The sequence below is a fragment of the Desulfosediminicola ganghwensis genome, from assembly GCF_005116675.2.
Taxonomy (GTDB): Bacteria; Desulfobacterota; Desulfobulbia; order Desulfobulbales; family Desulfocapsaceae; genus Desulfopila; species Desulfopila ganghwensis.
Genome location: NZ_CP050699.1, coordinates 159531 through 178880, shown reverse-complemented (window position 1 = coordinate 178880; position 19350 = coordinate 159531). Strand labels below are relative to the sequence as shown.

The 19350-nt window shown below is 49.2% G+C and carries 22 protein-coding genes; 8 read left to right on the top strand and 14 right to left on the bottom strand.

Features of this window, described 5'->3' with window-relative positions:
* The first annotated feature begins 261 nt into the window (after window positions 1–261).
* The 3 genes from FCL45_RS00790 to FCL45_RS00780 all read left to right on the top strand — a co-directional run bounded on the left by FCL45_RS00790 (window position 262) and on the right by FCL45_RS00780 (window position 3761).
* Complete coding sequence (locus tag FCL45_RS00790) at window positions 262–1632, top strand: dipeptidase (protein ID WP_136795405.1); 1371 nt, start codon at window positions 262–264, stop codon at window positions 1630–1632.
* 119 nt (window positions 1633–1751) lie between these two features.
* The gene (locus tag FCL45_RS00785) at window positions 1752–2336 is read left to right on the top strand and encodes a ferric reductase-like transmembrane domain-containing protein (RefSeq protein ID WP_136795404.1); all 585 of its coding nucleotides are present in this window, start codon (window positions 1752–1754) and stop codon (window positions 2334–2336) included.
* A 693-nt stretch (window positions 2337–3029) separates the two neighbouring features.
* On the top strand, window positions 3030–3761 hold the full coding sequence (locus tag FCL45_RS00780) for a FadR/GntR family transcriptional regulator (protein ID WP_136795403.1): 732 nt from the start codon (window positions 3030–3032) through the stop codon (window positions 3759–3761).
* A gap of 182 nt (window positions 3762–3943) precedes the next feature.
* Here FCL45_RS00780 and FCL45_RS00775 read toward each other — a convergent pair whose 3' ends face one another.
* Entirely contained in the window at window positions 3944–4420 is a 477-nt protein-coding gene (locus FCL45_RS00775) for a hypothetical protein (RefSeq protein WP_136795402.1), read from the bottom strand.
* Window positions 4421–4643: 223 nt separating this feature from the next.
* Between FCL45_RS00775 and FCL45_RS00770 the strand changes: the two genes are divergently transcribed.
* The 3 genes from FCL45_RS00770 (at window position 4644) to FCL45_RS00760 (ending at window position 6657) form a co-directional block, all read left to right on the top strand.
* Window positions 4644–5333: an AzlC family ABC transporter permease gene (locus FCL45_RS00770; protein ID WP_217907637.1), complete on the top strand. Its 690-nt coding sequence runs from the start codon at window positions 4644–4646 to the stop codon at window positions 5331–5333.
* Window positions 5309–5635, top strand: coding sequence for an AzlD domain-containing protein (locus FCL45_RS00765; protein ID WP_136795400.1), 327 nt, complete (start codon window positions 5309–5311; stop codon window positions 5633–5635). Before FCL45_RS00770 ends, FCL45_RS00765 begins: the two co-directional genes overlap by 25 nt.
* Before the next feature lie 140 nt (window positions 5636–5775).
* On the top strand, window positions 5776–6657 hold the full coding sequence (locus FCL45_RS00760; RefSeq protein ID WP_136795540.1) for a PfkB family carbohydrate kinase: 882 nt from the start codon (window positions 5776–5778) through the stop codon (window positions 6655–6657).
* Window positions 6658–6718: 61 nt separating this feature from the next.
* Here the strand turns inward: FCL45_RS00760 and FCL45_RS00755 are convergent, their stop codons facing one another.
* The 5 genes from FCL45_RS00755 to FCL45_RS00735 form a co-directional block, all read right to left on the bottom strand.
* Window positions 6719–7588: a DMT family transporter gene (locus FCL45_RS00755; RefSeq protein WP_167495624.1), complete on the bottom strand. Its 870-nt coding sequence runs from the start codon at window positions 7586–7588 to the stop codon at window positions 6719–6721.
* 150 nt (window positions 7589–7738) lie between these two features.
* Entirely contained in the window at window positions 7739–8113 is a 375-nt protein-coding gene (locus FCL45_RS00750) for a cupin domain-containing protein (RefSeq protein ID WP_136795398.1), read from the bottom strand.
* A 258-nt stretch (window positions 8114–8371) separates the two neighbouring features.
* Entirely contained in the window at window positions 8372–8584 is a 213-nt protein-coding gene (locus FCL45_RS00745) for a dodecin family protein (protein ID WP_136795397.1), read from the bottom strand.
* Between the two features lie 443 nt (window positions 8585–9027).
* A complete protein-coding gene (locus FCL45_RS00740; protein ID WP_136795396.1) occupies window positions 9028–9372 on the bottom strand; it encodes a TusE/DsrC/DsvC family sulfur relay protein in 345 nt (114 codons plus the stop codon).
* 553 nt (window positions 9373–9925) lie between these two features.
* Window positions 9926–10366, bottom strand: coding sequence for a winged helix-turn-helix transcriptional regulator (locus FCL45_RS00735; protein WP_136795395.1), 441 nt, complete (start codon window positions 10364–10366; stop codon window positions 9926–9928).
* Between the two features lie 151 nt (window positions 10367–10517).
* On the opposite strand from FCL45_RS00735, the gene FCL45_RS00730 reads away from it, so the two are divergent.
* The gene (locus tag FCL45_RS00730) at window positions 10518–11117 is read left to right on the top strand and encodes a flavodoxin family protein (RefSeq protein ID WP_136795394.1); all 600 of its coding nucleotides are present in this window, start codon (window positions 10518–10520) and stop codon (window positions 11115–11117) included.
* A 240-nt stretch (window positions 11118–11357) separates the two neighbouring features.
* On the opposite strand, the gene csgH is transcribed toward FCL45_RS00730, so the two are convergent.
* From csgH to FCL45_RS00690, 8 genes are all read right to left on the bottom strand, one after another.
* On the bottom strand, window positions 11358–11735 hold the full coding sequence (gene csgH, locus FCL45_RS00725; RefSeq protein WP_136795393.1) for a curli-like amyloid fiber formation chaperone CsgH: 378 nt from the start codon (window positions 11733–11735) through the stop codon (window positions 11358–11360).
* 203 nt (window positions 11736–11938) lie between these two features.
* Window positions 11939–12808, bottom strand: coding sequence for a CsgG/HfaB family protein (locus tag FCL45_RS00720; RefSeq protein WP_136795392.1), 870 nt, complete (start codon window positions 12806–12808; stop codon window positions 11939–11941).
* 27 nt (window positions 12809–12835) lie between these two features.
* Complete coding sequence (locus FCL45_RS00715) at window positions 12836–13234, bottom strand: curli assembly protein CsgF (protein ID WP_136795391.1); 399 nt, start codon at window positions 13232–13234, stop codon at window positions 12836–12838.
* A gap of 38 nt (window positions 13235–13272) precedes the next feature.
* Window positions 13273–13671, bottom strand: a complete 399-nt coding sequence (locus tag FCL45_RS00710; protein ID WP_136795390.1) for a CsgE family curli-type amyloid fiber assembly protein — start codon at window positions 13669–13671, stop codon at window positions 13273–13275.
* Between the two features lie 96 nt (window positions 13672–13767).
* Window positions 13768–14412, bottom strand: a complete 645-nt coding sequence (locus FCL45_RS00705; RefSeq protein ID WP_136795389.1) for a helix-turn-helix transcriptional regulator — start codon at window positions 14410–14412, stop codon at window positions 13768–13770.
* A 1057-nt stretch (window positions 14413–15469) separates the two neighbouring features.
* On the bottom strand, window positions 15470–16447 hold the full coding sequence (locus tag FCL45_RS00700) for a hypothetical protein (RefSeq protein WP_167495623.1): 978 nt from the start codon (window positions 16445–16447) through the stop codon (window positions 15470–15472).
* 70 nt (window positions 16448–16517) lie between these two features.
* Window positions 16518–17084, bottom strand: coding sequence for a hypothetical protein (locus FCL45_RS00695; protein ID WP_136795387.1), 567 nt, complete (start codon window positions 17082–17084; stop codon window positions 16518–16520).
* 414 nt (window positions 17085–17498) lie between these two features.
* Window positions 17499–17987 (bottom strand): dihydrofolate reductase, encoded by a 489-nt coding sequence (locus FCL45_RS00690; protein ID WP_136795386.1) that lies wholly within the window; start codon window positions 17985–17987, stop codon window positions 17499–17501.
* A 223-nt stretch (window positions 17988–18210) separates the two neighbouring features.
* Here FCL45_RS00690 and FCL45_RS00685 point away from each other — a divergent pair, with 223 nt between their 5' ends.
* Entirely contained in the window at window positions 18211–19272 is a 1062-nt protein-coding gene (locus tag FCL45_RS00685; protein WP_136795385.1) for a zinc ribbon domain-containing protein, read from the top strand.
* The last annotated feature ends 78 nt before the right edge of the window (window positions 19273–19350 follow it).

The window sequence follows — 19350 nt, the reverse complement described above, 5'->3', positions numbered from 1 at the left end:
CGTAGTGCACTGGTGATCAATAAATAATTTTACACAAAAGTTATAAAGTTGCTCGAATTATATTGAAGTGGCCCAAAAAAGATACGTGTTATGCATCCCACGGCTCGGCATGGTGTGGGTTTTGGCTCGAGGGGGAATCCGGCTTGGCCGATAAATATTGCTGCTGCTAAAAACCTCATATATTATTGGGGGACAGGTGCTGGTATGTTGGGCATACAGCAAACATTTTAATCCACGTTCTCAGGAAAGGAGCTATGAATCATGGCTGAAACCAGAGTTGCATATATTGAGAAGAATCAGGAAAAATTTATCAGGGAGTTGAGTGAATGGCTTGCTATTCCGAGTATCAGCGCTCTGGGTGAACATGACGAAGATGTGTACGCAGCGTCTGAATGGGTACGCAATAAACTTGTATTTTTGGGTTTTTCCGAAGTGCGGACTATTCCCACCAACGGTCATCCCTTGATTTATACCGAATGGATGGTGGACGAGCAGCAACCGACCGTACTGATCTATGGTCACTACGATGTCCAGCCGGTGGACCCGGTCTCGGATTGGGACACACCTCCCTTCGAACCCCAGGTGCGTGACGGTAATATTTACGGCAGGGGGACGAGCGATGATAAAGGGCAGATCATGGTGGTGATCGGTGCCCTGGAGGCCTGGTTGAAAACAGAGGGAAAGTTGCCCGTCAATGTTAAAATCCTGCTGGAAGGGGAGGAGGAGTCTGGTGGTGCCGGAATTGAACGTTTTGTCGAAAGAAACCCGGAACTGTTAAAAGCGGACGCAGTACTTATCTGCGATACGCATATGGTGAGTGAGACCCAGCCGTCTCTCGTTCAGGGGTTGCGTGGTATCCTCTATACCGAGATTGCGGTGTCAGGCGCCAGAACTGATCTGCACTCGGGCAGTTACGGCGGCGTGGCGCCAAACCCGATTCATGCACTCTGTGTGCTGATAAGCAGGTTGAAAGGTGAGGATGGTGTGATCAATATCCCGGAACTGCATGAGGCCCTGGGCCGACCGGCAGCGGAGGAGAAAGCCTTTTGGGATGCTGATCCTTTAAACATTGCAGAGTCCCTCAAAGATGAGATGGGAGTTGATGCACTGGTCGGTGAAGAGGATTATCCACCGCTGGAGCGTCTTGGGGTACGGCCGACTCTTGAGGTGCATGGTATTCGCGGCGGCTTTACCGGCGAAGGAGCTAAAACGGTGATACCGGCGCGGGCTTTGGCAAAGGTGAGCATGCGTCTGCCGGCAGAACTTGATCCCTATGAAGTTTTCGGCTGGTTCGAAAAAGCTGTGCAGAAAAATCTGCCGGCAGGTCATGAGGCGACTGCGGTCAACATGCATTCTGGCAGAGGTGTTTCTGTAAAAGCGGAAAATCCATTTTTTAAGGCTGCCACCGATTCCCTGGCAGAAACCTACCAGAACAGGCCGGTACTGATGCGTGAAGGTGGCTCAATCCCAATTGCCGCTCTATTTGATTCTGTGTTGCAGGCACCTATCATTCTGATGGGGTTTGGTTTGCCTGATGACGGTGCCCATGCGGCCAATGAAAAATTCAGCCTGACCCAGCTCCGGCTAGGTATGCTGACGGTTGCCGATTATCTTCAGAGAATCAGACGATAATCCGCTCTCAGCGCAAAAAAAACTGTTCAACCTTAGACTAAAGGCCCTGGAAATTAAACAATTCACCATGAGTTGATTTCCGGGGCCTTACTCTTTTCAGGAGACTGCTGGATGTGCTGGTGGCGAGAATATCTAGCCTTGATCGGGTTTTTGGGTTGCAGAATCTTTTGATATTGCACCGGTTGAATGGCATGCTGATCCTGAATTTCGGGCTGACTCATGCCGCATTGATTATCTTCTCAACCGGCTGGGGAAATCTGCCGTTCAGGTGGCAACATTGGCCTGCACTTGTTGGGGGCATAATGCTGATTGTACTTCTCGTTCTTGTTGGCACCTCAATATTCAGGCAAAGATACGACATTCGCGATAAGCTCTGGCTCAGGTTCCATAAGCCACTCGGCTACTTGGCTTTCACGGGAATTATCGTCCACCTTCTCAATGTCTCTGAATCCTATCTCGATGGGTTGCCGCGCTTGACGGTCTATGTGATCGCAGGCTGTGTTCTTGCAATGGTGGGCTCAAGGAAACTGGCAAGGTTATGGTCAATCCGCAGAACAGGGAGCATCACCGGGCTTGAAAATGTGCGCAGCTCAGCAGCGGTTTATATCTGTGGGCCGATGCCGATGATGCAGAGGGCTTCTGAAGATTGCAGGGCCCTGGGGTTTCTCGAAAAGAAAATTTTCAGGGAGAGGTTCCAATTGTGAAGTGACTGATAATTTAACATCTGGCACTACTCAGGTTCGGCGTTGCCAGCTTTTTAGTGATCTACCAGTTATTGGTTGAGATGTAACCCGTTACACGTTCACCTTTGAAGGCTCTTCTGATATTTCAGGGAGAGCCTGCCGCTGATGTATGCATATCCTCAAATTTTTAGAAATATAAGGGCAGGTTCACGATAGCGGAAAGGCTGGAAAACTGGGCCGCAATTCAGGTTGAGGCGGATAGAATAAGAAGACTGTTCCAAGGTCAAAGCAGTCTAAGGAGGAGTTCAGGCTTTAAAACGCTGCTTTGACCAAGGAACAGGAGCAGAGGCTTGTACGTCTGAAATGTCGCGGTCATCAACATTCAGACACCTCTTGCTGCGAATTGGGGTGTCATGGGGGGAGGGCAGACTCTCCTCCATGACGGGAGGTTCCGGAACGGAAGCCAGAATGAAGTAATGTCCAGCGTCTGGCCCAAGCAATTTGTTGTTTTAATTGAAAGCTTGTGGTCACATTGTTGGCTGGTCTGACCACAACTTATTTTACTATGGGCCTGTTGTCAAGTTTATTTTACATTTCGCAGTTGCGGTATGTCTGCTATTTTTGTTGGTAACTTGAACATGATTAGTTTATCTTGCATTGGAGGAATAAAACCAGGTTTCTGGTCAGACCAAAGTTCAAAATATTGGAATATGCATGGACGATGTGTTTAGGGAAGTAAAGGTCGAAAAAGTTTCAGATAAGATTGTTTCTCAGTTGATTGATTTGATAACTGAAGGCAGGTTGCTTCCGGGGGAAAAGCTACCAAGTGAAAGAAGACTTACCGAGTTGTTCGGAGTAGGCCGGTCTTCACTGCGCGAAGCATTGAACACCTTGGAAACGCTCGGTTTTATAGAGATTAAAAAGCGTAAGGGAAATTATGTAAAGAACATGGACGCAGCGGTTCCCCTTAGTCCTCTTAAAAAAATCATGGAGGTGGACCAGAAGCGTATTGTCGATTTGTATGAGGTTCGCCGCAGTATTGAGCAGTCGTCGGCCAGGGAGGCAGCGGAAAAACGTACGGAAGAGGACCTAGAGGAGATCCACCTCGCCTTGAAGGCTTTTAAGGAGACCTCAGGCAAATCCTTTACCTGGGAAAATGAAATCGCTTTTCATTTAGCCATTGCCAGAGCTTCTCATAACTTTTTGCGCGCGCATGCCCTCAAAGCCATTTTTGATTTTGCCCGTGAATTCCTTGAGCCGGTACTGAATGGCTTTATCTCCAGTGAAGAGCGTATTGTAACAGTATGGGAGCAACACGAGGGGATCTATCAGGCGATAAAAGATCAAGATCCTGAAAAAGCACGGCTTTTTATGCGGGATCACCTTTTTGGTACCAATCAGCGGCTGTTGCAGTTTTTTAATGGATTGTCAAAGAAGCAAGACTAGTGATAAGGGCGCATTCCACAGCGGGTGTGCCCTTATCAAAAGGATTGCTGTAAAAAAAACTCAGCGTGACAGATAATGCGCACTGCTTCCCCTGCCCGGAAGGGCGAATAGGTACGTGGAGCCCCTCATGAAAAATTCAGGTTCAGGCTTTTCTCTCCCCCCCCGCCGGTAGTTCCTGAAACTCAACCTGCTACTTCAATATTCAATTCTTCAGCCAACTCTTTGACCATGGGATGTTTCCCTGGTCCGCGCACTCGTTTTCCCACCGGAATAAAGCTGATTTTCACACTGGACGTGCCTGAACCTTTGAGGGTGAACCACACCTGCTTAGGACTCATAAACGATGATCCGCCTATGGACTGGATATCGGCCAATGGTATCTGCCTGTCGGTAATGTAGTTGGAAACCAGGAGTGTTTGATCTTTGATAATGACTTTCTTGATTGAACCGGTACAGAAATAGATAAAAATGGAAAATAGTGCCCAGATAACAATGTATTGCATGAACCTTGGGTCGGATGAGCCGGTTAGCAGAACGTCTTTGGCACCCAGCGCAAACCCGCACATCCAAAGAGACAAGTATACGTATTTATAGGAAAAAGTATGTCGTGAAGAGAGGGCTCTCATAGCGGTATGTATGGAAAAAAGATAGTTAAGCATTGTCCTCAGCTAAAAGCACAATACGGGGCAGGTTCATTGCAAATTCCGGTTAAATCGGTGGCAAACATACCACAACTTGAGCTTTTACTCTTGATGTTTCGCTTGCCTGCAAACGACTGTACTGGCTAATTTTCAGGAAAGCTGTATCTGTTCCTTTGAGACTGAGCTGTTTTAATAAGGAAAAGAAGTGTGTCGTTAACAATAAATAACAGGTGGAGGAGTTGTGAAGTCAGCGTTGTTAAGTGGATTCCGCCAGGCGTTACCCATAGTGCTTGGTTATATACCGGTCGGTTTTGCATATGGTGTTCTGGCACAGAAGAGCGGCCTTGGCGTAGTGAATGCCGTGGGGATGTCATTAATCGTCTTTGCAGGCAGTGCTCAGTTGATCGGAGCAGGCCTGTTCGGCGCGGGAGTGGCTCCTTTGGCGATTATTATGACCACCTTTGTGGTTAACCTGCGCCATCTTTTGATGTCAGCGGCTTTGGCCCCCAAACTGAAAGGGTGGAAAAAGAGACAGATCGCTTTTTTCGGCTATGAGCTGACTGACGAAACCTTTGCCTTGCACACCATGCGTATGAAGGGGGAGATGCCGCGGTTGACCGAGACCTTTGCGGTGAATATCACCGCCCAGTCATCGTGGGTAATCGGCTCGGTGCTTGGGTATTTTGCCGGTGGCCAGATAGCGGACGTCAGACCAATAGGGCTTGATTACGCTTTGCCCGCGATGTTTATCGCGCTGCTGGTGCCACAGTTGGTGAAGCCGGTTTACCTGATGATGGCAGCCCTCGCGGCGCTACTGTCGGTATCTCTGTTTCTGCTTGGTTTTGAACAATTTCATGTTATTGCCGCAACGGTCATTGCCTCGACCGTCGGCCTAGGGGTGGAGCAATGGACCAGTCGATCATCTTCATGACAATTGTCGGTATGGGATTGGTAACGTACCTGCCCAGGGTGTTGCCGATGTTGCTCCTTTCAGGAAGAAACCTTGCTCCCTGGATCGGCAGGTGGCTGAGTTTTGTGCCGGCAACGGTGCTGGCTGCGCTGTTGGCTCCGGGCTTGCTCTGCCCGGAGGGCACGCTGAATATATCAGATGAGAATCTCTTTTTACTGGTGGCCTTGCCCACATTCCTGGTGGCCTGGAAGTTCAAATCTTTTTTTGGTACCGTCGCTGTAGGAATGGTGTTGGTTGCCCTTGGCCGTTATTTTCTTACTTGAGAACTTGTCTTGGTGATTGTTGCCAGGTACAACTGAAACAGGCGGATATAAGGCTAAAAAACGATTTGAAAAATGTCTGTTGCCAGAGAAGATTAAAAGGTAACCCGACATGGCACAAGCAATTGGGAGAGTCAGTGATCATGGAGCGACCGGTTATTGCAGGAGTAGGCGAAATTCTATTTGATATTGTAGGAGATAGTGAAGAATTGGGAGGAGCGCCAATTAACTTTGCCTACCATGCGAGCATGCTGGGAGCGGAGGGGTACGCAGTATCGACAATTGGTGATGATACGCGAGGCCGCAGGGCCCTTGCTGAGTTGAGTCGACGGAAGGTGCCAACCTCCTGTATCACCACAATAAAGGGGTATGCCACGGGGTATGTGCTTGCCCGGGTTGATGGGGCCGGTGTTGCCAGTTATGAATTCCCGGACGATATTGCCTGGGATCATCTGGCAATCAATGACGCGGCTGCCGAACTGGCCTCGCGGCTGGATGGTGTGTGTTTTGGCAGCCTTGTGCAGCGTGGGGAGCATTCGCGACGGGTGCTTACTGATTACCTGTCGATGTTGCCGGAAAAGGCGCTGAAGATTTTTGATATCAACCTGCGGCAGAATTTCTATTCAGCTGAAGTGGTGTTGGGGTCGATTGCGTTAGCTGATATTATTAAACTCAATGATGACGAGTTGCAGATCCTGGCAGAGATGGCTGCAATCTCCGGCAGTGAACAAGAGATTCTCGACCAGCTGGTTGCAAAACATGACCTCACCCTGGCAGTATTGACCCGTGGAGATCGCGGCAGTTTGCTGGTACGTCGGGGGGAAGTGTCGGATCACCCTGGAATCAGAACGGAAAATATAGGTGATACCATCGGTGCAGGTGATGCTTTTACCGCAGCAACAGTTATCAGTCTGTTGAATAATTACTCTCTGGATGACATCAACGAAAAGGCCAACCGAGTGGCGGCATGGGTCTGTTCCCAGAAAGGTGCTATGCCGGAAATGCCTTCCTCATTTAAAATCTGAATCTCTCAAACTGCCATGACTCTTACGGTTATGGCAGATTGAGTGAGTTGCTCTCTGCGCTTTAATGGATTGGTCGCGCCGTGCGTTTAAGGCTGAGCAGGGAATGGATGGTCAGCGCGCCAACCACCACAATGCCACCTGTAATGGCTGTATTCCCAGGCTGTTCTCCGATAACCCACCAGATAAGCAATGGTCCCAGCACTGTCTCAAGTGGCATCAGGAGGCTGACCTCCGGGGCAGAGATATAGCGAGGTCCAACGGTTAACAGGCCAAAGGCGGTGGCAAGGCAGATGCCGAGGGTAACAAGTAAAACACATGTCTGTAAGTCGAGCAGAACAAATGTTGCCGGAAAGAACGCGATGGTTGCGGTGATCAGCCCCGAAAGAGCAGATGCCGGGATCATGTTGCGGGACCGGGAGACCCTGGTAAGCGTAAATGCGCCAGCCATGAACATGGAACTGCAGGTAGCGAGCAGATCGCCATGCAGAGAGCCGCTGCCGATACCATCCTGGACTATATAACCAATTGCCCCTATCACGACCAGCATGGTGATTATGGTACGCAGGGCGACGGTTTCTTTCATGAATACCCTGCTGTAGAGCGCTGCAAACATCGAGGAAGCACTTACAATGATAAGGGTGTTTGCGACACTGGTGTAATAGAGAGAGATAACGAAGCAGGTTGTGCTGCCGGTAAAGAGCAGGGCGACGAAGAGTCCGGGTATGCCAATGCTGCGAAATTGCTGAACAGCTTTTCGGCGGTGAACACAGACAGTGAACAGGGTCAGGCAGGTAGCAATGATAATTCCCCGGTAAAAGAGCAGAGACCACTTTTCGAGCTCAAGAAGTCGCACCAGGAGGGTATCCGGGGAAATTGCCAGAACGCCGGCGGTGGTGATGAGCAGACCTTGAGCCTGTTGAGAAAGTTTCAAACGATATCTCCAAGATAAAACTATTGATTTCAAAGCGTAATTGCCCGTGGAGTACAAGGCGGGTAATTAGATAGATCGTGGTAAGGATGCAGTCGCGAGACTCGCTTTACCACTTTTGGCTGGTTGTTGCCAGTGATCGATGCTGAGAATTCACTGTTTTCCGTCAAGACTGATGTATGCATCCGGGATGAATCTGGGCGTGCAGATCGCATAAAAAAGAAGTTCGTCATCACCGGTATTGGTTATGCGCTGAGGCGTGGAGGCAGGTATGACGACAACATCTCCCACAGTAACCTGGGTGGGTTTCAACCCCTTGATTTCAACCATGCCTGTACCTGATATGATAAGATATCTTTCTGTAATATCTGTAAGTTGGTGCCACTCAGTCGTTATCCCCGGCTCTACGCGTGCCCTGGCTATAGACGCTTCGTTATCGTTGCTGCAGTTTGATATTTCAATTATGTGACATCGTTCACTGGTATAAAACTCCTGGTCCGGTTTTGTATGGCGTATGTCTGGATTCATTGGGTGCATTTTCTGAGAAGGGTGTAATTGAGTATCGACCCATGAGGCAGCCAGGATTTCGCTGCAGAAATCCTGGCTGCCTCATGGTGCTTTGGAGCTATCATCTCAATTATACCAGGGAAATTAGATGTGGGAAGAATGGGGTGAAGGAGGCGTAACTTTCTATCGACGCAAAGTGGAGTGCGTACATGGAAGATTGTTCACTTACAGCTGATGGCCGGCCCTTGGCTTGAACGTAGTCTGGTCGCTAAGCCCGGACTATTCCGACAGGATTTTAAATGAAAGCTTGAGACGGGCCCTGTAGCAGAGGCCATCGTTTTCATCAAGTTTCATGTCTAGCTTGGTTACTTCTGCGATACGCAGGTCACGAATACTGAGTCCGGCAGATTCTACTGCATTTTCTGCGGCTTTTTCCCATGAGGAAGGACTGGAGCCAACCAATTCTATAATTTTGTATACGCTTTCTGGCATCACGTCTCCTTGTTGGTGAAGGTTAGACAAGCTGAAACAATGCATTTTCTTGGGCGAACTGTGCAGCCGGCGACGACTGGGTCACAATCGACTCTGACAGCATGCCTCAACGGTCCGGGCGACCCTCGATACAGTCATTGGCAGAAACGTCATTTGCAAACAGGTGAGGGAGCGCACAGGTTGTAAGTGAGCATAAAAAGTGATTAATGCAACACCCAAAACAATTTTAGCGCCTGAGGAGAAAAAAGAGAAGCCGGGTCGTTGATATTTCAGTGGTGAGGCAGGGTGTCGGAAGGTATTTAACTGAAATCAGGATGGATAAACGAAAAAAGTTTCCCCAGTGAAAATCAGGCGCGGGGAAACTTAGGAGGAGATACGGCTGATGGACCGGCTTCCGATTGCTTAATGTATCGGTTCTGGTGCCGATCTATGCCTGGCAAAAATCAGAAACAGAGTTCTTTCACAGGAATGCCTGCGAGGGTGCTTGCCTGGCCAACGCCTTTGGGAAAGAGATCGTAAAAGAATTTAGGCGTCCCCTGATCTGCCCCATATTTCTGTCCGAGGTGGTCAGCCACAAGCCGAACGACAGGATACCTCTCGCGTGACATATAGTTATCGCGTATATAGAGGAGTGCGGCGCGATGCTCCTCTTTCAGCTCTATGTCAGCTTTGTCAGCGAGCCACTTAAGGATGTCATTGTCCCAGCTGTTCATGTCTGTCAGCTGACCTTCACCCGTAAGAGTGTATTGCTTGCCATTTACTTCCACATTGTACATCAGATCTTTCATTGAGGCCTCCTCGTTCACTGGATACTCCTTGTAGCATAACTACTTTCAGAAAAACACCACTGATACTAATTGGTTCACCCCTTGCACCTGCTTGTGCCGAGAAGGGTGCAACCTGGCTCAAATTGCACAAGATAAAAAACTGTATATGGCCTGTTCTTTTCTTATGCACAATTCCGAGATACCACGCTATAGGAGTAAATGCAAGTCTAAAATAGAGAAGTCCTACGCTGTGTAAATAATTGAAATATCGTAATAATATGTGATACAGAGTGGTATACTACAGGGTGATATCTATAGGTATATGTGTTAGGTATCTGTATTAATTAAGGGAATGATGAAATGCGAACTCAATGAAGATCAAATAGATTGTGGCAGGAAGGACGATATATCGATGTGTTGAAGGGACGAAGGACGAGGCTGCCACTATATTCGGACAGGCCTGGCGCAGCGATGGTGAAAATCAGCAGCAAATCAGTACGGATTACTGTTGTAACTGATAGATGCCGGCATGGCTGGGGTGAACTTCAATGCCGGCATCTGCCAAAAAGTGAACTCAGTTATTCAATTGATCCTGATACATGAGTGCTATCCGGGGTGGAGATACCGGTTCATGCTCTGCTGATATTGGCAGGGTTGGGGCTTCGGGATGATGGTGTTCGTAGTCCGCACCCCACTTGCGGAGGCTGAGTAGAACGGGGATAAGCTGAACGCCTGCAAAAAGTAATGAATACTCAACCTTGGGGGGTATCTGCTTGTATACCTCTCGGTGAATGACGCCATCCTTTTCCAACTCTCGCAGCTGCCTGGTTAACATTCGTTCGGTAATGTCGGGGATCGCTCTGCGTAACTCCCCAAAACGTAAAACACCATGTATTGCCAGTTGGTAGAGGATGATCGGTTTCCACTTGCCACCAATCACCTGCAGGGTGAGTTCAAAATAACATCTATATGTCTTGTCCCCTAACTGCTTGATTTTGCACGTTGATTCGGTCATTTGTTTTCTCTGCACTATACATGGTGTAAGTACCGGCGCAAAAAGACAGTACTTGTTTGTGGTGTGGGCGTGAACTATAGTCGACCAGTGCAGAAGTTCAACTATGTCGACGCTTATCAACGGTAATAACACACAACCTATGGAAAATATTATGTATGCATTAGCTGTTAACGGAAGTCCAAGAAAGGGCGGTAACACCGAGATTCTTTTGAGTACAGCACTTGAGCCGCTCCAGGAAGCTGGCTGGGAAACAGAATTGGTTCAGGTGGGCGGTAAGGCAATACGCGGTTGTCTTGCCTGTGGCAAGTGTCATGAGACGCAGAATATGCAATGTATCCAGAGCAAGGACATTTTTAACGAGATTATGGAGAAGATGGTAAGGGCGGATGCGCTTATTCTGGGTTCTCCCACCTACTTTACAGATGTAAGTGCCGAGATGAAGGCTCTACTTGACCGTTCCGGCTATGTTGCCCTGGCCAACGGCAGGATTTTCAGAAGCAAAATCGGTGCTGCTGTGGTTGCTGTGCGTAGGGCCGGAGCGACCCACGTATACGACACCATTAATCATATGTTCCTGATGAATCAGATGATTATTCCAGGTTCTACCTATTGGAACCTGGGAATTGGCCGTGACAAAGGAGAAGTTCGTGACGATGCGGAAGGACTGACTAATATGAAAAATCTTGGAGAGACAATTCAGTGGCTTGGCGCGGCTATTGCACCACATAAGGAAACATTCCCCACCATCTAAGCACCCGCGCAAGAAAACCGCTTTTCCCCGGCCAGCGGTTGGCTGGGGCACCTTGCAGCTACAAGGGCTTGCTGGGCTGGTGACATATCCGGGCTGGCGGTTAGCCAGAAGAGACGGCCAGCTACAGGACACCTACCTGAGCAAGGCGAATCGACGGCCAGGACAGTTGCAACGTCAGCTGAAAGCCGAGTCGAGGCTTCATGAGCCGGCATAAAGACAGCAGCCAGGTGACAGTCGTGCTCAGAGAACCTCAAACTTTTCCTCAACGACGAATATTTCCCCGTTCTGATCATAGATTTTCAGGGAAAATCGGAAGAGGTCTCCCTGTTGGCTGTTCAGCCGGGTTTTGCAGAGCTCAAGCGCTTCACCCTGCCGTGATATGAAGTATCCGCTCTGGCTGCTGGTGGCGGTGCCGGCTGAACCGGACTTTTTGGCCGTGAAACTGTATTGCAGCTGTTGTCCGGCAAGGGTGGAAAGACAAACTCCCCGCACCAGCAGGATATTGTTGTCAACTAATTCTATTTTCAGGCTGCCCCGGTGGGGAGTGTCCCCGCAGGTCGCTGTTGCTGCGAAACTGAGTTGCGCTGCTACGAGAAGTATGGCGATGAGGTGGCTCATGGTAGCTGGCTGTGGTGGGCCGGATAGTTAAGGTTCTGTGTTGTGGGGGGCCAGCCATTGACTGTGCGAGATTTGTAGCCGGCATAGTTTGGTTCAACCTCCTCACCACTCGAGAGTGGTGGAGGGTTTTTACCGAGAGAGAAGGCTGGTCCCGAGGAAAAAGAGTTATAACTACTCCCTTTCCCCTCTGGGCCCTGGCTAACTCAAGCACCTGCCAGGTATTGGTTGTAAATTGTCTCGGGTGCTTCAATGCCTTTTTCTTCCAGGTACTTTTGGATGACCGGGTGCCTGATGTCCTCCGGATTTTCCAGTTCCCACTTACGCTCCAGAATGCCCTCGATGATCATGCTCATCACCGCTTTCTCCATTGCCTCTAATACACAGAGCTGAGGTGGTTCATTTCTGGTGTAGCCCGCTTCCCCTTCGGCGATTTCATCAATTTCTATGAACTTGAAATAGCCAAACCTCACCTCAAAGCTCAGTATCGATTTGGTGGTTGACACGGCCAGCAGTACATCGCCCCGTTGCACATCGACAGCCCGCAGGTAAATCCCCACCTGGTCTTTCTGGTATTGGGTCGATCCACTAATTCCGAGATGGGCTGCGCCTAAGCCTCCTGTGGAGACATTGTGTTCATAAGAGATGATGCCACCCTCCAGCAGCACAGGAGCATGAAGCAATTTCGGTAAGGCGTTTTCCATGCCTTCAGCTTTGAGCTTGGCCATGATGATCTTTCTTTCTGTTAGGAGGTTGTTCAGGCCTTCGCGCTCAACAGGTATGAACCAATCACTCTTTTTGAGTGCTTCAAGCAGCATGGAAGTGGCTCCCTGGGTGACCGAGGTGCTGAAAGATGTACTGGTTGGATGAGGCTTGTATTGTCCGGTCTGATCGCTGAATTTGTATACGGCAATGATAACCTTACCCTTCGGCTTGGGGAGATTGAGCAGGTCCTCACTGGCACGGGTCTTGAAACCCAGCTGAGCTGGGGTCATGGTTTCAGTCATCGGCCCGGCACAGGATGACAGAAGTGCTGTCAAGGCAAGGAAGGTTACAGTTGTCAGTATCTTTTTCACGGCTCTCTCCTTTTAATGATTCTCCTTTTAATAGTATGGAACACTCACGGAGGTAGATGATCCGTTCGTCTGGTCGACAATGTCCACTTGAATGTTGCTTCCAGTAGAGACGTTAATGTTGTACTTGCCGATCGAATAATTGCCGGGCTGTAGCTCATCACCAAAGTCGCCAAAGGCGGAGCGGACGATCTGGCTGGCGAGGGTGTTGAGAATAGATCTGTTCAGGTTATCTTCAAATTCATCAAGCAGATCAACTTCATTATCGTTTTGAATAGAGGCTGACTCAAGGAGCCAGGCGTAGTTGAGCGGGCTCCCACCGAATCTTGGGTTAATAAACCGAAAATTCAGTTGCTCAGCCTGCACCACCGCACAGCTGAACCCCAGGAAGATACCGATCAGAATACCTGCCATTCGTGTCTTCTTCATAATACTCCCCTATTGGTTATTTGTTGATTGTAAAGTGGTTACAGGCCATCTCCCACCAGGTCGCCATTTTCTCCGTTTTGTATCCTGAGCAGATGCTGCCTGATGAGGGTGATGGTGACCTGCTTTACTGCAGCCTCCGCAATTTCCTCGATATCCACCTGGCGTGAGGAAACCCTGGTGACGAAATACCGTTCACTTCCTACGAAAACAGCTATGATGGTCCCCCAGCGAGCGCTTGGTGCCTCCTGAATAGAAATATGCATTGGCCCGAGTTGTTTCGGAGGATCCCATCTATTAGTAAATTCATCATAAAAATCATCGCCAAGGCGGGTGATGGTTTTGTTGATCACCAGTGCACCGATTTCGACATCTTGAGCTACAGTGCAGGGCGGCCGAACAAGAAGAGACAATGCGATAAACAAGAATACGACCATCATCGGTCCTGCCCGTCTTTCTGGCCGTAAGCACTGTTTTCTTTTGTGGAAAGACCAAATCCGCAAAGCCCGATCGCGTGTGCAGTAATTTCCCACAAGTTACCCTCCGGAATAATCAGAAAACCACCGAACTGCCTGGATACGATTAGAGACCTTGAGCTTTTTATACATATTGTAGAGATGTACTTTTACCGTATTGGTACTGATGCACAGTTCTTCAGAAATGTCCTGGTTCGACTTACCGGCTGCCAGAAGTTTCAGCACAACCATTTCCCGTGAGCTGAGAACCTGTTGGGGCTGGCTGGCCGGAGATATCTTTTCGGACGAATTCATCCATTGCAACAGGACCTTCCTGGGGACCCATACCTCACCTTGCAAAATGGTATGCAACCCTTTGTGGAGGACATCCAACGGATCATTTTTATAAAAGATTCCCCTTACTTTGTTGAGGTGCAGAAAGCGGGAGAGGCTGTCTTCAGTGCCGGGTTGCATGTTGACGACAATGTAATGAACCCGAGGTTCAGCATGGTATGGGTATTCGTGCAAACTGGTACTGCTGTCATTTGGGTTCCGGTGAATTTCCAAGAAGTCGTACATTAAATATGTGTGCACCTTGGGTGAGTCGGTGTCGAAACTGTCTGTAACGGTACACTGCTCGTTGAAATGATCCTTAAGATAGAATTTCAACAGATCGTCCATCAGGTTAGAAGGGAGCGGAAAGTATATGATGGCTTGTTGTGGCATATCTCATGGTCGAATATGGTGTTAGAACGATTGGTGTCTTGTCCTATAGCCTGTCACTGATAAGGTTATATCCCGCGTAAGACGAGTTCCTGGCCGAGTCGTGCTGAAAATAGCTGTCAACTCTCGCTCACTATTAACGGGTCCCCTGCTCCTCCTGCACCATTTAGCCCCTCTCCCCTCAATCCGGACATTGCTCAGCAAAAAGTTAAGTAATGAATTCGGATGATTTTCAATCGCACGTATTTTTCATCAACTACAACAATGTATCCCACGCAGTTTGAGCGGCGCGTGATATCGTCTCAAAAGGTAGTATTAGTTTATGTTAGGCAAAAGGTACTGTCAATATTATTAGTGCCTACAGCCTATCCTGGTGGGTCGGCGCTAGATGGAGTTGACAACTAGGTGGAATATAAAATGTTGTCGAGTATTAAGTCCATCGGCTGGCACTTGAGGAGCCGACATGACGTTGCCTCGACTGTAGGTCCTAATCAAATGAATTAGAGTAATCATCTGATACATGCGTTCAGCTGTGCACTACGCTGCAACTTGATCCTGAACTGTTATTTTTCGATGAGGCGGTTTGAAGTGGTCGAACTCTCTCTTGCCGCCCGCAGTTGGAAGGTGGCCTGGTAGTAGCCAGTAGTAGCTGCTAGCCCAGATTTTTCTTCAGTTCACAAAAGTATCTCGGAACCAGGAATTGAGATGAGCTGTAGTCGTGGTAATGGCTGCCCGTGGCTGTATTGTCCAAGATGTTCTCTAATCGTGATAGCATTCTTGAAAAATGATGATATTTCAATCGACTGTGACGATCGCGTTGTTTGCCTCGGTGAACCAGGACAAGCAGTATCTGCAGAATTCTGTTGGGGAAAACCATTTCCCCGCATATCAGTTTTTGAATGGAGAATACTGCTCATCGAGAAGCAAACGTTATGCCGCGATGAGATTGGGGGGGGGCAGAAGGCAAGTGATTGCTGTGAAGGTGTGATCGTTACGCAAAGTCCCCCCTCCCGATGCTGCTGGAAGACAAGCGGTAGGAGGGGGGCGGTATATCAGGCTGTTATGGCGAGCCCTGGTTGATGGTGATGGTGTTGTACGCGCCTACCGAGGTGGCGGTGGCGGTATTGCCGGAATCGTACTGGTTGATGGTGATGGTGCTGCCCGGACCAAAGTAGGTAGAGGCGGTGGCATAGTGTGAGTCGCCCTGCTGAGTGATTTCTACCCGGTTCTCGAATGATGTGCTGTCATTGTAGATATAGGCGTAGCTGTTATTGGCGCCAGACTGGTTTATGGTCGAGACATCCATGGTACCGTACTGCTCGATCAGCGCCTCATTGTCGTAGGAAAATGCCTGGGCAATGGCCGCGTAGTTGAAGTCACCAGACTGGAGAATTCTTGCCTCATCATTTAGGGAGGCAAACTGGACGATATTGCCCTGGTTGCCATTCCCCATCTGGACGACTTCGGCCATGGAACCAGCAGAGGCGAGCTGATAGATGTTGGCAACGTTGAAGTTGCCAGCCTGGTCAATTGCCCCGCTTGAGGTGTACGAGCCGTATTGCACCACAGTCGCATCATTGGCAACACCAGCCTGGGATATTTCGGCCTCATCAAACAGCGAGAAGGTCTGCAGGATGAATGCGGTGTTGCCAAGGCCCGCTTGCTCGATGGAGGCGCTGGAGTCGAAGGCAGCCTGCTGAAGTATCTCAGCCTGGTTGAATATTCCCAGCTGACCAATTGATGCATCGCTAAGACTTGCACCGTACTGGCCGATTGTTGCGAGGTTGCCGACTCCTTCCTGCGAAATTTCAGCAGTGGCGCTATAGGTGTACTCCTGATCTATCTGAGCGTTATTTAAAAAACCCAGCTGGTCGATCGTGGCAGAGTTATTATAGCTGTACTCAACCTGGTTGACGGTTGCCGTGTTATACCCACCTTCACTGTAGACATCAGCTGTGTTGTTGTCTGATGCTGCGACAAACCCCGCTGTGCTTAAGGCGAGTGCTGCCGCAGTCGCAAATATTTTTCTTTTCATCATGGAATTAATCCCCCTTGTTGATGTAGATAAATTGCTCATTACGAGCCTTGCAATAGCCCCCGATGCTACCTCAGTTGCCGGTTACCGTGGCCGTCGCTCCTCCTTGCTGGGAAATTCCCAGTTCTATATTGCTGCCGCCTAAATGTACATTCAGGGTATTGCCGTTTCCGGCCTGGCTGAGATCCAGATTGATACCGTAACCGTGGGTCGTGGCATCCATGTAGTTGCCGACACCGTGCTGAGAGAAGTCGAGACTGTTGGCCAGTCCGTATTGGACGAAGATCGCCGTATTGCTGTAACCAACCTGGGAGCCATTGACCGAGTTGTTGAATCCGTATTGGGCGATGTCTAGGCTGTTATCAAAGCCTAGTTGCACGACCGGAGCAGCTTGGGAGCCGACTGTATTGTCGCGGCCAAGCTGGTTGATGTTGATATCCTGACCAAATCCGATTTGCCAGGAGGAGGCCTGGTTGAGATCACCTGTCTGGGCCAGGTCGAAAGAGTTGGAGCCACCAACCACATATGTAGTGACCGAGTTGTCGGATGCCGGGGAGGCAATGGGCACCGTGAGAATGAACAGGGCGGTAAGAGAGATGAAGAGTTTTCGTGAACCAGCCTGATGGGAAGAATTTTCCATGATACACCTTTTGAGAGATTTATTTAAAAATTTCCGGGTGGATATGGGTGAATTGGAATGTAGAGAATATCCCGCCTATAGAACTAATTGTAGCAATGCCACATTCAGAAACAATTATCCAAAAGGGTAAAAAAAGTACTAGATTGGTGAGCTCGGTATAACAAGTCGACTAAGCTGAGAGGATTATGATGTCGGACGGCAGGTGGAGGAAATTAGTTGAAATATGTCGAGAAAAACAACAGCTGGGTGAGGGGCGGCCAGCAGTGAAGGAGACACTATCAGGAGGATGCGTGGCAGCTGGGGCATTCTAGCGGGTCGGGAGCAGCAAAAGCGAGCGGCCAATAGAGATATGGAGGCTATTGGTTGTTGGGGAAAAGGCGAATTCTGACGCGTAAAAGATTCGCTCCCGGTTGCTCAGGCGGCAGGTGGAATCCTCTGGTAATAGTGAACCGTGAAGGGCTCTTTCCCGGCATCATGTCGTTCCTGGGCGATCTCCTGCCACTCGTCGTCTGAAAAATCAGGAAAGTAGATATCTCCCTCAACTTCGCGGTCGAGTATCGAAAGGATAATGTTGTCTGCAAACTTGAGTGAATCTTTAAAAACTCTGTATCCCCCAAGAATAAAAAGCTTCTCACTATTATCCGCCAACGTTATCGCCTTATCAAGTGAGGTGGCGGTATCGGCTCCCTCAATGGTATAATCAGGGTTACTGCTGACGATGATATTCTGTCTGCCGGGCAGTGGGGCACCAATGGATTCATAGGTAAGCCGTCCCATGACCACCGGGTGTCCCATGGTGGTTTTCTTAAAGAAGTGCAGCTCTTCCGGGATATGCCAGGGAAGCTTGTTGTCTCTGCCGATAACCCTGTTGGTTGCCATGACGGCGATCAGTATAATTTTCATGGTGATGCAATTCAGTCGCTCTTCTGAAATATCTTGTAATTACAGAATATTTTTGTAGTCTCTAACCAAAACTATACATGGTTCACGGTTCGTTTGTCAATGTGCGGCCATCTTAGATAGAAATGGGTTTCAAGCCTTGCAGTCAAAGGTGCTGAGCCTGGTGATGAAGTCGTAACGGCAGGAATTGTCAAAATTATCTGGCAATACTTTGGGAGTGCAACAAATGAAGATGCGATGTCCCCACTGCGGGGTAAGCGGTTCTGTTGATGATGCATATATGGGTAGGACATTATCATGCCCTAAATGTAAATCGAAGTTCGAGGCTGTCCCTGAAATGGTGTCCGATCAGCCTGTTGCCCCTGCAAAGGAAGCGGAGGTGGGCGGCGGGCAGAACGATATCGCCGCGGAAGCAGCATCTGAAATGGCAGCAGACGAGGCCTTGGAACAAACCGGTGAGGCTGGCGATATACTATTGGAGGCCGGCCCCGAAGTCCTGGAAGAGCCCGGGCAGGACGAAATCATGCCGTCACCTGCTGTAATTCATCAAGGGGCCGCCGCAAAGAACGACCTTGATGAGCCGATTGAGGATGTAGCGCAGGCGACCAGAGGAGTTTCCGCAACTTCTGCCGGGGATCAGGGAAAAGTAGAGCTTCCCATCCTCGGTAGCCTCAAAGAGGCCTGGGAGCAGACCAACGGAGTGAAAGGTCAGATCTGGCTGGCGATTCTCATTAATATTCTGGTGCTTGCAGCTATAGATGGTATGGTTACCGGTCTTGCCTGGCTGATTCCCGAGGGTAATGTCAACATCGCCGTTACCGTGATTGGCCAATTGGGCTCAGGTGTTGTCTCAACCATCCTTACCGCCGGACTCATATATATGGGCGTTAAGCGCTTGAAAGAAGGCGATATCCGCTGGCAGGATCTGTTCAGTGGATTTGAGGTGGCTGGTAAAGTTATTGTTACCTGGCTGCTGTCACTGATTTTGCTGTTTATTGGTTATCTGCTGCTGGTTTTGCCAGGCATTTACCTTACCGTGGGATATGCTCTGGCCTTGCCCCTGGTCGTGGATAAGAAGCTGTCTCCCTGGCAGGCTCTTGAAACTTCGCGCAAGGCAATCCATAAAGTCTGGTGGAAGTTTTTCGCGCTGATGTTGCTGCTTGGCCTGATCTCTTTTCTTGCAGCTATTCCTCTTGGCATTGGCCTGATCTGGGTGGCTCCGATGAGTGTGGTGCTTTTCGGTGTGGTCTATCAAACGATTATCCCCAAAGAGATAATTGCTGACTAACCGCTGAATAGGTGCATAATACAAGAAAGTTCATAGATGCCGCCGGAATCGGCGGCTCGCTTTAGAGGAATGTTGAAC

Coding starts and splice junctions, on each gene's coding strand:
- FCL45_RS00790 (WP_136795405.1), top strand. CDS start 262: ATGGCTGAAACCAGAGTTGCATATATTGAGAAGAATCAGGAAAAATTT.
- FCL45_RS00780 (WP_136795403.1), top strand. CDS start 3,030: ATGGACGATGTGTTTAGGGAAGTAAAGGTCGAAAAAGTTTCAGATAAG.
- FCL45_RS00775 (WP_136795402.1), bottom strand. CDS start 4,420: ATGCTTAACTATCTTTTTTCCATACATACCGCTATGAGAGCCCTCTCT.
- FCL45_RS00765 (WP_136795400.1), top strand. CDS start 5,309: ATGGACCAGTCGATCATCTTCATGACAATTGTCGGTATGGGATTGGTA.
- FCL45_RS00760 (WP_136795540.1), top strand. CDS start 5,776: ATGGAGCGACCGGTTATTGCAGGAGTAGGCGAAATTCTATTTGATATT.
- FCL45_RS00750 (WP_136795398.1), bottom strand. CDS start 8,113: ATGAATCCAGACATACGCCATACAAAACCGGACCAGGAGTTTTATACC.
- FCL45_RS00745 (WP_136795397.1), bottom strand. CDS start 8,584: ATGCCAGAAAGCGTATACAAAATTATAGAATTGGTTGGCTCCAGTCCT.
- FCL45_RS00740 (WP_136795396.1), bottom strand. CDS start 9,372: ATGAAAGATCTGATGTACAATGTGGAAGTAAATGGCAAGCAATACACT.
- FCL45_RS00735 (WP_136795395.1), bottom strand. CDS start 10,366: ATGACCGAATCAACGTGCAAAATCAAGCAGTTAGGGGACAAGACATAT.
- FCL45_RS00730 (WP_136795394.1), top strand. CDS start 10,518: ATGTATGCATTAGCTGTTAACGGAAGTCCAAGAAAGGGCGGTAACACC.
- csgH (WP_136795393.1), bottom strand. CDS start 11,735: ATGAGCCACCTCATCGCCATACTTCTCGTAGCAGCGCAACTCAGTTTC.
- FCL45_RS00715 (WP_136795391.1), bottom strand. CDS start 13,234: ATGAAGAAGACACGAATGGCAGGTATTCTGATCGGTATCTTCCTGGGG.
- FCL45_RS00710 (WP_136795390.1), bottom strand. CDS start 13,671: ATGATGGTCGTATTCTTGTTTATCGCATTGTCTCTTCTTGTTCGGCCG.
- FCL45_RS00705 (WP_136795389.1), bottom strand. CDS start 14,412: ATGCCACAACAAGCCATCATATACTTTCCGCTCCCTTCTAACCTGATG.
- FCL45_RS00700 (WP_167495623.1), bottom strand. CDS start 16,447: ATGATGAAAAGAAAAATATTTGCGACTGCGGCAGCACTCGCCTTAAGC.
- FCL45_RS00695 (WP_136795387.1), bottom strand. CDS start 17,084: ATGGAAAATTCTTCCCATCAGGCTGGTTCACGAAAACTCTTCATCTCT.
- FCL45_RS00690 (WP_136795386.1), bottom strand. CDS start 17,987: ATGAAAATTATACTGATCGCCGTCATGGCAACCAACAGGGTTATCGGC.
- FCL45_RS00685 (WP_136795385.1), top strand. CDS start 18,211: ATGAAGATGCGATGTCCCCACTGCGGGGTAAGCGGTTCTGTTGATGAT.